Source organism: Dactylosporangium salmoneum, from assembly GCF_039532525.1.
Lineage (GTDB): Bacteria > Actinomycetota > Actinomycetes > Mycobacteriales > Micromonosporaceae > Dactylosporangium > Dactylosporangium salmoneum.
Genome location: NZ_BAAARV010000047.1, coordinates 1 through 12,907, shown reverse-complemented (window position 1 = coordinate 12,907; position 12,907 = coordinate 1). Strand labels below are relative to the sequence as shown.

The window sequence follows — 12,907 nt, the reverse complement described above, 5'->3', positions numbered from 1 at the left end:
CAGCGGCACCGGCCCGGAAGACGAAGACGGCGCACGGTCGGCGGCGGGGACCGACTCCAGGATCACGTGGGCATTGGTGCCGCTCGCGCCGAAGGCGGAGACGCCGGCCCGCAGCGGTCGGCCGTCCGCCTCCCAGACGCGCGGGGAGGTCAGCAGCTCGACGGCGCCCGAGGCCCAGTCCACGTGCGACGTCGGCGCGCTCACGTGCAGCGTCCGCGGCAGCTCACCGTGGCGCATCGCCTCGACCATCTTGATGACCCCGGCAACGCCGGCCGCGGCCTGGGTGTGGCCGAGGTTCGACTTCACCGAGCCGAGCCACAGCGGGCGGTCGCGGTCCCGGCCGTAGGCGGCCAGCAGGGCCTGCGCCTCGATCGGGTCGCCCAGGGCCGTGCCGGTGCCGTGCGCCTCGACGGCGTCGACGTCGGACGGGCGCAGGCCCGCGCTCGACAGGGCCTGGCGGATCACCCGCTGCTGGGACGGGCCGCTGGGGGCGGTCAGGCCGTTGGAGGCGCCGTCGGAGTTGACCGCCGAGCCGCGCACGACGGCGAGGATCGGGTGGCCGTGGCGGCGGGCGTCGCTGAGCCGCTCCAGCAGCAGCACGCCGACGCCTTCGGACCAGGCGGTGCCGTCCGCGCCCTGGGAGAACGCCTTGACCCGCGCGTCCGGCGCGAGGCCGCGCTGGCGGCTGAACTCGGTGAAGATGCCCGGGCCGGACATCACCGTCACGCCGCCGGCCAGGGCCAGGGCGCACTCGCCGGCCCGCAGCGCCTGCGCGGCCAGGTGGAGGGCGACGAGCGACGAGGAGCAGGCGGTGTCGACGGTCAGGGTGGGGCCCTCGAACCCGAAGGCGTAGGCGATGCGGCCGGAGACCACGCTGGTGGACGTACCGCTGAGGAAATGTCCTTCGACCTTGTCGGCGGGGGCCTGTCCGGCGTAGTCCTGGTGGATGGCGCCGGCGAAGACCCCGGTCCGGCTGCCCTTCAGGCCGGCCGGGTCGATCCCGGCCCGCTCGAAGGCCTCCCACGACGCCTCCAGCAGCAGCCGCTGCTGCGGGTCCATGGCGAGCGCCTCACGGGGCGAGATGCCGAAGAACGCGGCGTCGAAGCCGGCGGCGTCGTCGAGGAACCCGCCCTCGCGCACGTAGCTGCGGCCGAAGCGGGCCGGGTCGGGGTCGTAGAGGTCCTGCGGCCAGCCGCGGTCGCCGGGGAACGGCCCGATCACGTCGCGGCCGTCGCGGACCAGGGCCCACAGGTCCTCCGGGCCGCGAACCCCGCCGGGGAAGCGGCACGCGGTGGCGACGATGACGATCGGCTCGCCGGTCGCCACGGCCACGGTGGCCTCGGCGGCCGCCGCGGGCGCGCCCAGGAGCTCGCCCGCGAGGTGGCGGGCCAGCGCGGCCGGCGTGGGGTGGTCGAAGACGAGGGTGGTCGGCAGGCGCAGGCCGGTCGCGGCGGCGAGCCGGTTGCGCAGCTCGACGGCGGTGAGGGAGTCGAGGCCGAGGGCCCGGAACGCCTGGTCGGGGCCGATGCTGTCGGAGCCGGCATGGCCGAGCACCTCCGCGACGCGGGCCCGCACCAGGTCGAGCAGGACGGCGTCGCGCTGCTCGGGCGGGAGGCCGCCGAGCCGGGCGGCCAGGCCGGACGCGGCGGTGCCGGACTCGGCCGCGCGGCGGGCGGGCGCGCGCACGAGGCCGCGCAGGATGGGCGGCAGGGTGCCGTCGGCGGCCCTGCGGCGCAGCACCGCGCGGTCCCAGCGCAGCGGCAGCTGGACCGGCTCGCCGGCGGCGAGGGCCGCGTCGAAGAGGGCAAGCCCCTGCTCAACGGGGAGCGGGGCGGCGCCGTAGCGGGCGATCCAGGCGAGGCGGCCGGCGTCGAGGTGGCCGGCCATGTCGCCGGTCCGGTCCCAGTAGCCCCAGGCGAGGGAGAGCGCGGGCAGCCCGTCGGCCCGGCGGCGCTGGGCGAGGGCGTCCAGGACCATGCTGGCGGCGGCGTAGTTGCCCTGGCCCGCGTTGCCGAGGGTACCGGCGCCGGAGGAGAAGAGGATGAACGCGTCGAGGCCGAGGCCGCGCGTCAGGTCGTGGAGGTTGAGGGCGGCTTCGGCCTTTGGTCGCAGTACCGTCGCCAGCTGATCGGCGGTGAGGGACTCGGCGGTGCCGTCGGCGAGGACCCCGGCCGCGTGGACGACGGCCGAGATGCGGCGGCGGGCGGTCAGCTCGGCGAGCAGGGCGGCAAGAGCCTCACGGTCGGCGGCGTCGCAGCGGGCCACGACGACGTCGGCGCCGAGGCCGGTCAGCTCGGCGGCCAGCTCCGACGCGCCCGGGGCGTCCTGCCCGCGCCGGCTCACGAGGGCCAGGTGCCGCACGCCGTGGCGGGCGACGAGGTGCCGGGCGAGCAGGCCGCCCAGGGCGCCGGTGCCGCCGGTGATGAGGACGGTCCCGTCGCCGCCGAGGGTGACCGGGGACGGCGCCGCGCCCGTCAGGCGGGCCAGCCGGGGCACCCGCAGCGTTCCGGCGCACACGGCCACCTGCGGTTCCCCGCACGCGATGGCGCGCGCGAGGGCGGCCTCGTCGTGCTCGTCGACGTCGACGAGCACGAACCGGTCCGGGTGCTCGGACTGGACGGACCGCATCAGGCCCCAGACGGCGGCCGGGCCCAGCGCGGGCTCGTCCGTCGTCGCGCCCTCGGTCACCACGACCAGGCGCCGGCCCGCGTTGCGCTCGTCGGCGAGCCACGCCTGCGCGGCGGCGAGCACCTCGGCGGTCACCGCGAGCGGTTCGCCGTCGGCGACGCGCAGCACCGTCGCGTCGGCACCCGCGCCGGCGACGAGGCCGGCGTCGACCCACTCCACGCGGTACAGCGCCGCGTCGCCGGTCGCGCCCCGCACGTGGTCGGCGGTGGCGTCGCGCAGCCGCAGCGAGCCGGCGGTGAGGACGGGGCGGCCGGTCGGGTCGGTGGCGGTCAGCGCGTACTCGTCCGGGCCGAGCGGCGCGAGCCGGACCCGCAGCTCGGTGGCGCCGGCGGCGTGCAGTTCCACGTCGCCCCACGCGAAGGGCAGCCGCAGCCGGTCGTCGCCGCCGGCCAGCCGGATCGGGTGCAGGGCGGCGTCGAGCAGGGCCGGGTGCAGGCCGAACGCGTCCGGGTCCCCGGACAGCGCGACGTCGGCGTAGAGGTCGTCGCCGAGGCGCCAGGCGGCGCGCAGGCCCTGGAAGGTGGGGCCGTAGCCGTACCCGGCCTCGGCCGCGGCCCGGTAGAAGCCGTCGAGGTCGACCGGCTCCGCGCCGGGCGGCGGCCACGCGACGGTCCGGTGTTCCGCGACCGGCCCGGGGGCGCCCAGCTGGCCGGTGGCGTGGCAGGTCCAGGGCGCGTCGGGGTCGGGGCGGCCGTAGACGCTGACCGGGCGCAGCCCGACCGGGTCGGCGGCGCCCACGACGAGCTGCAGCTGCACGGCGCCGTCGGCCGGCAGTGCGAGCGGGGCCTGCAGGACCAGCTCGACGAGGCGCCCGCAGCCGACCTCGTCGCCGGCCCGGACGGCCAGCTCAACGAACGCGGCCCCGGGCAGCAGGACGGTGCCGGACGCGGCGTGCTCGGCCAGCCAGGGCTGGGCGCGGGCCGACAGCCGGCCGGTGAGCAGCAGCTCGCCGCCGGCGGTCTGCACGGCCGCGCCGAGCAGCGGGTGGCCGACCGCGCCGAGGCCCGCGGCGGCGACGTCGACGCCGGTCGCGGTGGCCGCCGCGAGCCAGTAGCGCTCGCGCTGGAAGGCGTAGGTCGGCAGGTCGGTGCGGGCGGCGCCGGACCCCGCGAAGGCGGCGGCCCAGTCGACGGCGAGCCCCCGGACGTGGGCCTCGGCCGCGGAGGCGAGGAAGCGGGCCGGGCCGCCCTGGTCGCGGCGCAGCGAGCCGACGGCGGCGATCTCGGTGCCCGCGGCGTCGGCGGTCTCCTGCACGCTCATGACGAGCACGGGGTGGGCGCTGGACTCGACGAAGAGCCGGTGCCCGGCGGCCAGCAGGGCCCGGACGGCGGCGTCGAGGCGGACGGGCTCGCGGCAGTTGTCGAACCAGTACCGGGCGTCGAGGGCGGCGGTGTCGAGCGGCCCGCCGGTGACCGTGGAGTAGAACGGGATCTCGCCGGTGCGGGGCGCGACCGGCGCGAGCAGCTCCAGCAGGCGCTCGCGCAGCGGGTCGACCTGGGCGCTGTGGGAGGCCACGGTGGCCGGCACGACGCGGGCCCGGTGGCCGTCCTCGGTGCACTCGGCGACGAACCGGGCGACGGTGTCGGCGTCGCCGGCGACGTTGAGCGCGGTCGGCCCGTTGACGCCGGCCAGGGTGAGCCGGCCGTTCCAGCGGGCCAGCCGCTCGTCCAGCTGCTCGCGGGGCATGCTCACGGCGGCGAGGGCCCCGCGGCCGACGAGTTCCTCGGCGAAGAGCCGGCTGCGCAGGACGACGACGCGGAGGGCGTCGGGCAGCGAGAGGGCGCCGGCGACGTACGCGGCGGCGATCTCGCCCTGCGAGGTGCCGACGACGGCGTCGGGCCGCACGCCGAGCGCCCGCCACTGGGCGGCTAGGGCGACCATCACGGCGAAGAGGACCGGCTGGAGGACCTCGATGCGCTCCATCGAGGGCGCACCGTCGGCCCCGCGCAGGACGTCGGCGACGGACCAGTCGACGAACTCGGCCAGGGCGGCGTCGCAGGCGGCGATCTCGGCCCCGAAGGCCGCGAAGGCCCCGAAGGCCCCGGGGGCCGCGTCGGCCGCGTCGGCCGCGTCGGCTTCCGCGGCGGCGAGCAGCTCGACCGCCATGCCGGCCCACTGGGCGCCCTGCCCGGGGAAGACGAAGACCACCTTGCCCTTGACGTCGGCCACCCCGGCGAAGACCCGCTCGCCGGCCTCCCCGGCGGCGATGGTCGCCAGCGCCGCGGCGGCCTCGTCCGGCCGGGCGATCGCCACCGCGCGGTGTTCGAGGGGCTCGCGGGTGGCGGCCAGCGAGTACGCGACGTCCGGCGACTCCCCGTCGAGCCGCCCGGCCTGGGCACGCAGGGCCGCGGCCGACCGCGCGGAGAGGACCCACGGCAGCACGGCGTCGCCCACTGCCCGGCTGTCCACAATGGACGGAGAGCCCTCCTCCAGGATGACGTGGGCGTTGGTACCGCTGATGCCGAACGACGACACACCGGCCCGTCGGGGCCGGCCGTCCGCCGCCTCCCACGGCCGCGCCTCGGCGAGCAGCGAGACGGCCCCGGCGGACCAGTCGACGTGCGGCGAAGGCGCGTCGATGTGCAGCGAGCGGGGCAGCACGCCGTGCCGCATCGCCTGCACCATCTTGATGACCCCGGCGACCCCGGCGGCGGCCTGCGTGTGGCCGATGTTCGACTTGACGGAGCCGAGCCACAGCGTGCGCTCGGCGGCACGGCCGTAGGTGGCCAGCAGGGCCTGCGCCTCGATCGGGTCGCCGAGCCGGGTGCCGGTGCCGTGCCCCTCGACGGCGTCGACCTCGGCCGGGCCGAGGCGGGCGTCGGCCAGCGCGGCGCGGATGACCCGCTGCTGGGACGGGCCGTTGGGGGCGGTCAGGCCGTTGGAGGCGCCGTCCTGGTTCACCGCGGAGCCGCGGACCACGGCGAGGACCGGGTGGCCGAGCCGCCGGGCGTCGGACAGCCGCTCGACGAGCAGCATGCCGGCGCCCTCGGCGAAGCCGCTGCCGTCGGCGGCGGCCGCGTAGGACTTGCAGCGGCTGTCGGCGGCCATCACCCGCTGGCGGCTGAACTCGACGAACTCGATCGGGATCGGCATCACGGTGACGCCGCCGGCCAGCGCGAGGGAGCACTCCCCGTTGCGCAGCGCGCGCACGGCCAGGTGCAGCGCGACGAGCGAGGAGGAGCAGGCGGTGTCGACGGTGACGGCCGGGCCCTCCAGGCCGAAGGTGTAGGAGATGCGGCCGGAGATGACGCTGCCGACGTTGCCGGTCAGCGAATGGCCCTCGACGCCCTCCTGGGCCTGCTGCATGCCGACGAGGTAGCCGAGGTTGCCGCAGCCGACGAAGACGCCGGTGGCGCTGCCGCGCAGGGCGCCGATCGGGACGCCGGCCCGCTCGATCGCCTCCCACGCCGTCTCCAGCATGAGCCGCTGCTGGGGGTCCATCGCGAGGGCCTCGCGGGGCGAGATGCCGAACGCGCCGGGGTCGAACAGGTCGGCGTCGTGCAGGAAGCCGCCCTCGCGGGTGTAGGACTTGCCTGGGCGGTCGGGGTCCGGGTCGTACAGGCCGTCGACGTCCCAGCCGCGGTTGACCGGGAACGGCGTGATGGCGTCGACCTCGTCGACCAGCAGCCGCCAGAGCTCCTCGGGCGAGGTCACCCCGCCGGGGAAGCGGCAGGCCATGCCGACGATCGCGATCGGCTCGTGACGGGCGTCCTCGGCCTCGCGCAGCTGCTTGCGCGCCTCGTGCAGGTCGCCGGCGACCCGCTTGAGGTAGTCGACCAGCTTGCTCTCGTCCGCCATGCGCTTGTCACTCCTCGGGCGCTTCTTGTCGCTGCTGGGGGGCGGGTTCAGGAAATGCCGAGCTCGGTGTCGATGAAGCTGAGGACCTCGTCCGCGGACAGGTCGCGCAGCCGGTCGGCCGCCGCGACGCCCGCCTCGACCGGGGTTCGTACCTTGGCCAGCAGTACTTCGAGCCGGCTCACCAGCACGCCCTGCCGGGCCGGGTCCGGCGGCGCGGCCAGCAGGAGCGACTCCAGCCGGTCCAGCTCGCCGAGCAGGGCCGCGCCGGGGGCCGCCGCGTCGTCGCCGACGAGCGCGGTCCGCACGTGGGCGGCCAGGTCCACCGGCGTCGGGTAGTCGAAGATCAGCGTCGGGGTGAGCCGGACGCCCGCCGCGTCGTTGAGGCGGTTGCGAAGCTCCACGGCGGTGAGCGAGTCGAAGCCGAGCTCCTTGAAGCTGCGCTGGGCGTCGACCGCGTCCGCGCGGCCGTGCCCGAGCACGCCCGCGGTGTGGGCGCGCACCAGCTCCAGCACCGCGTCGGCCCGCTCGGCCGGCGCCATCCGGGCCAGGCGCTCGGCGAGCGAGGTGCCGGCCGGCTCGGCCGCCGCCCTGCGGGCCGCCGGGGGGACGAGCCCGCGCAGGACCGCAGGCAGGTCGCCGCCGCGCCGGCGCAGCCCCGCCAGGTCGCGCCGGGCCGGGACCGGCGCCGGCGCGAGCCCACCGGCCGCGGCGTCGAGCAGTTCGAGTCCCTGCTCGTCGCCGACGGGCAGCAGGCCGCCGCGGGACAGCCGGGCCAGGTCGCGCTCGGCGAGCCGCCCGGTCAGCCCGCTGGTGCGGGCCCACTGTCCCCAGGCCAGCGAGTGCGCGGGCAGGCCGAGGGCCCGTCGGTGCGCGGCGAGGGCGTCGAGGAACGCGTTGGCCGCCGCGTAGTTGCCCTGCCCGGCGGTGCCGAGCACCCCGGCGGCCGAGGAGAACATCACGAACGCCGTCAGGTCGCGGTCGCGGGTCAGCTCGTGCAGGTGCCAGGCCGCGTCCGCCTTGGGGCGCAGGACCGAGTCGAGCTTCTGGGGGGTCAGCGACGCGATGACGCCGTCGTCGGTGACCCCGGCCGCGTGGACCACCGCCCGGATCGGCTCCGCGGCGAGCAACCGCTCGACGGCCTCCCGATCGGCGAGATCACACGCGACGACCCGGGCACCCAGCTCCGAGGCGAGCTCCTCGGCACCCGGCGCGTGCATACCCGAGCGGCTGACCAGCAGCAGGTCCCGCACGCGGTGCTCGGCCACGAGGTGCCGGGCGACCAGGGCGCCGAGGGTGCCGGTGCCGCCGGTCACCAGGACCGTGCCGTCGGTGGGCCACGTCGGGCCGGGCGCGCGCAGCACCAGCTTTCCGGTGTGGCGGGCCTGGCTCATCCAGCGGAACGCCTCCGGCGCCCGGCGGATGTCGAACGCGGTCACCGGCAGCGGCCCGAACGACGCCACGATCTCGGCCAGCATCTCGCCGATCCGGTCGGGTCCCGCGTCGAGCATGTCGAAGGCCCGGTACCCCGGCTCGGCGTCGGTGCGGACGTCGGTCTTGCCCATCTCCAGGAACCGCCCGCCCTCGGCGAGCAGGCCCAGCGAGGCGTCGACGAACTCGCCGGCGAGGGAGTTCAGGACCACGTCCACGGGCGGGAACTTCGCCGCGAACGCCAGGTCGCGCGAGGAGGCGATGTGCTCGTCGTCCAGCCCCAGCTCGCGCAGCGTGTCCCACTTGGCCCGGCTCGCGGTGGCGAAGACCTCGGCGCCGCGGTGCCGGGCCAGCCGCAGCGCGGCCATGCCCACCCCGCCGGTCCCGGCGTGCACGAGCAGCCGCTCCCCCGCGCGCAGCCCGCCGAGGTCGAACAGGCCGTACCAGGCGGTCAGATAGCAGACCGGCATCCCGGCCGCCTGCTCGAACGACCAGCCGTCCGGCATCGGCACAAGCGTGCGGGCGTCGGCGACGCCGCGGGAGGCGAACGCGTGCGGGACGAGGCCCATCACGCGGTCGCCCGGCGCGAGGTGGGTCACGCCCGGCCCGACCTCGGTCACGACGCCGGCCGCCTCGCTGCCCAGCCACGCCTCGCCCGGATACATGCCGAGCGCGATGAGGACATCCCTGAAGTTCAGGCCCGCCGCGCGTACGTCCACCCGCACCCGCCCGGCCCCCAGCGCCGCGTCGGCCTCGGGCGCGGGCACGAGCCCCAGCCCGTCCAGCGACCCGTCGGCGGCCCGGTCCAGCCGCCAGGCCCCCGGCCCGGGCGGCGGGACGAGCGTGTCGCCGGCGCCGGCCCGCACGAGCCGGGGCACGCTGACGACCCCGCCGCGCACGGCCAGCTGCGGCTCGCCCAGCGCCAGGGCCTCGAGCGCGGCCGGCATCGACTCCGGCCCGTCGACGTCGAGCAGGACGAACCGGTCCGGGTGCTCGGCCTGGGCGGAGCGGACCAGCCCCCACACCGGCGCGAGGGCGGGATCCGCCTCGGCGTTGCGGGTGACGACGACCAGCCGCTTCGCGTCGTCGGCCGGCCACTCCTGCAGTGCCCGCAGCACCAGGGCGAGGTTGCTCCGCGCGGTGCCGTCCTCCGGCACGTTGAGCAGGGTGAACTCGGGCGCCCGGCCGTCCGCCCGCCCGGCCGGGGGCAGCCAGGCCAGCTCGAACAGCGCGTCCGGGGCGCCGCCGCGGGGTCGTTCGGCCGCGAACGGTCGCAGGGCGAGGGAGTCCACGGTCGCCACCACGCGCCCGGTGCCGTCGGCGACGGTGAGCGAGACGGCGTCGGGGCCCGCGGCGACGGCCCGCACGCGAAGGACGGTGGCGCCCGCCGCGCGCAGCGACACCCCGGTCCAGGCGAAGGGCAGCCGCACGGGACCGTCGTCCGCGCCGGGCAGCAGGTGCGTGGCGTGCAGGGCGGCGTCGAGCAACGCCGGGTGCACGCCGTAGTGGGCGGCGTCGGAGCGCAGTTCCTCCGGCAGCGCCACCTCGGCGTAGACGGCGTCGTCGCGCCGCCAGGCGGCCCGCAGGCCCTGGAACGCCGGGCCGTACTCGTATCCGGCCGCGGCCAGCCCCGGGTAGAAGTCGCCGACGGGCACCGACTCGGCCCCGGCGGGCGGCCACGCGATGAGGTCGGCCGCCGCGGTCGCCTCGTCCGGGCCGAGCAGGCCGCCGGCGTGACGCACCCAGGCGCCGTCCTCCGGCCGCGAGTGCACGGTCAGCTCCCGCCGCCCGGCCGCGTCGGCTTCGCCGATTCGGACCTGCAGCTGTACCGCACCAGAGCCGCCCAACGCCAGCGGCGCCTCAAGCGTCAGCTCCTCCAGCCGGCCCGCCCCGGCCTCGGCACCGGCCCGCAGCGCGAGGTCCACGAACCCGGCCCCCGGGTACAGCACCGACCCGAGCACCGCGTGGTCGGCCAGCCAGCCGGTCGCCCCGGCCGGGAGCCGCGCGGTGAACACCAACTCGTCCGACCCGGCCAGCCCGACCTTCGTCAGCTCCGCCGAGTTGTGCCCGGCCGCCAGCCAGTACCGCTCCCGCTGAAACGCGTACGTAGGCAGGTCCACCGGCCGCCCCTCGCCAAGCGGCCACTCCACGCCAACCCCGCGGGTCCAAAGCCGCGCGGCAGCCTCAATCACCCCGAGCGGCTCCGCAATCCCCTTACGAACCACAGGAATGCAGTCCTCAACCACCGGTGTCAGCACGGGGGTGGGGCTCACTTCCAGGAACGTGACCGCCCCCATCGCCGCCACACTCTCGGCAAACCGCACCGTCTCCCGCACATGCCGCACCCAATACCCGGCAGAAGTCCATTCCTCTGACGCCACCGGAATCACCGGCTGCGAAAACGTCAGCTTCGAAACCACCTCGGCGAACGCAGGCAGCATCGGCTCCATCAACACCGAATGGAACGCATGCGAAACCCGCAACCTCCGAGTCCGCACACCCAACTGCGCCACCACCCGATCCACCGCATCAGCAGACCCCGACAGCACCACAGCCTCAGGACCATTCACCGCCGCCAGATCCACGCCGCCGACCAGCAACGGCGCAACCACTTCCTCCGAAGCGGCAACCGCAACCATGACCCCACCGGGCGGCAGCGCGGCCATCAACCGACCCCGCGCCGAGACCAGAGCGCATGCGTCCTTCAGCGACAGAATCCCCGCGACATGGGCAGCCGCGATCTCACCGATCGAATGCCCGCCCACGACATCCGGGCGAACACCCCACGACTCCAGAAGCCGGAACATGGCCACTTCAAAGGCGAAAATGCCGCACTGCGCATAGAAGGTATTCGCCAACCTGTCCTCGTCGCCGCCGAACACCACCTCCGACAACGACGGATCCAGCTCCGCACACACCTCCGACCACGCCTGCGCGAACACCGGGAACGCCTCAAGCAACTCCCGACCCATACCGAGCCGCTGGGCGCCCTGGCCGCCGAACACGAAACCCAGACGACCTGACCGGACCGTGTCCTTGATCGTGACGCCGTCCAGAATCACGGCCCGGTGCTCCAACGCCGCCCGACCCTTCGCCAGCGTCCAGGCCACGTCAGCCACTGGCATAACTCCCTCAAGGCGGCCGACCTGCGCGGCCAACGCCCGCTCCGTACGAGCCGAGACCAGCAGCGGCACGACCGGCAGCACCTGCACGGAGACCGGCGCATCCCAGACCGGCGCCTGCTCCAGGATCACGTGGGCGTTCGTGCCGGAGATGCCGAACGAGGACACCGCGGCACGGCGCGGGCGGTCGGCCGAGGACCACAGGCGCGCCTCGGTCAGCAGGCGCACCGCCCCGGCGGACCAGTCCACGTGCGACGACGGGGCGTCGACGTGCAGGGTGCGCGGCAGGACGCCGTGCCGCATCGCCTCGATCATCTTGATGACCCCGGCGACGCCGGCGGCGGCCTGGGTGTGGCCGAGGTTCGACTTGACCGAGCCGAGCCAGAGCGGCCGGTCCGCAGGGCGGCCCTGCCCGTACGTGGCCAGCAGCGCCTGGGCCTCGATCGGGTCGCCGAGGGTGGTACCGGTGCCGTGGGCCTCGACCGCGTCCACGTCGGACTCGGCGAGCCCGGCCGCGGCCAGCGCGGTGCGGATCACGCGCTGCTGCGACGGCCCGTTGGGCGCGGTGAGGCCGTTGCTGGCGCCGTCGGAGTTCACGGCCGAGCCCCGCACCACGGCCAGGACCCGGCGGCCGTTGCGCCGGGCGTCGGAGAGGCGCTCCAGCAGCAACAGGCCGACGCCCTCGGACCAGCCGGTGCCGTCGGCCCCGTCGGCGAAGGACTTGCAGCGCCCGTCCGGCGCCAGCCCGCGCTGCCGGCTGAACTCGACGAAGACCTTCGGCGTGTGCATGACGGTCACGCCGCCGGCGATGGCCAGGGCACACTCGCCGTGCCGCAGCGCCTGGGCGGCGAGGTGCAGGGCGACCAGCGACGAGGAGCACGCGGTGTCGACGGTGACCGCTGGGCCTTCGAGCCCGAACACGTACGCGACGCGCCCGGAGGCGACGCTGCCCTGCGTGCCGGTGAGCGTGTACCCCTCCGTGCCCTCGGGCACGTCCACCGCCCCGACGGCGTAGTCGTGGTGCATGAGCCCGGCGAACACGCCGGTGTGGGAGCCGCGCAGCGACTGGGGGTCGATGCCGGCCCGCTCGAAGAGCTCCCACGACGTCTCCAGCAGCAACCGCTGCTGCGGGTCCATGGCGAGCGCCTCGCGGGGCGAGACCCCGAACAGCGCGCTGTCGAACTGGAGGGCGTCGGCGAGGAAGCCGCCCTCGCGGGCGTACCAGGTGCCGGGGTGCGCGGGGTCGGGGTGGTAGCCGCCGGTCACGTCCCAGCCCCGGTCCTGCGGGAAGGGGCCCATCGCGTCGGCACCCGCCTCGACCAGCCGCCACAGCGCCTCGGGCGAGTCGACGCCGCCCGGGTAGCGGCAGGCGGTGCCGACCACCACGATCGGGTCGTCGTCGACGGCGGCCGCGCGCACCCTGGTCGGGGCGGCCGCGGCCGGGCCCGCCGGGTCGAGGACGAGCGTCAGGATGCGTCCGGCCAGCGCGGCCGGGGTCGGGTAGTCGAAGACCATGGTGGCGGGCAGCCGCAGCCCGGTCGCGGCGCCGAGCCGGTTGCGCAGCTCGACCGCGGTCAGTGAGTCGAAGCCGGCCTCGCGGAAGGTGGCCGTCGCGTCGACCGTCTCCGGGCCGGCGTGGCCGAGCACGACGGCCGCGTGGGTGCGGACCAGGTCGCGGAGGAAGCCGTCGCGCTCCCGTTCCGGCAGCGCGGCCAGCCGGGCCGCCAGGTCGCGGCCGGCCGGGCTTGCCCTGGCCGCCCGCCGTGCCGGCGCCCGCGGCCCGGCGCTGGGCACCGGGGCGGCCGCCTCGCTCGCCGCAGCCGCCTGGTGGCTCGCGGCGCAGCTGCTGTTCCCGCCGGTGCCGGCCGGCA

The 12,907-nt window shown here is 76.5% G+C and carries 2 protein-coding genes and 1 pseudogene; all 3 read right to left on the bottom strand.

The features are described from left to right. On the bottom strand, positions 1–2,628 hold a 2,628-nt coding region (locus ABD352_RS57725), incomplete at its 3' end, for a type I polyketide synthase (RefSeq protein WP_425553661.1). 267 nt (positions 2,629–2,895) lie between these two features. Further along, positions 2,896–6,486, bottom strand: a pseudogene (locus ABD352_RS57720) (type I polyketide synthase); the annotation flags it as partial. 47 nt (positions 6,487–6,533) lie between these two features. Beyond that, the coding region (locus ABD352_RS27685; protein ID WP_425553660.1) for an SDR family NAD(P)-dependent oxidoreductase at positions 6,534–12,907 on the bottom strand (6,374 nt) is incomplete at its 5' end.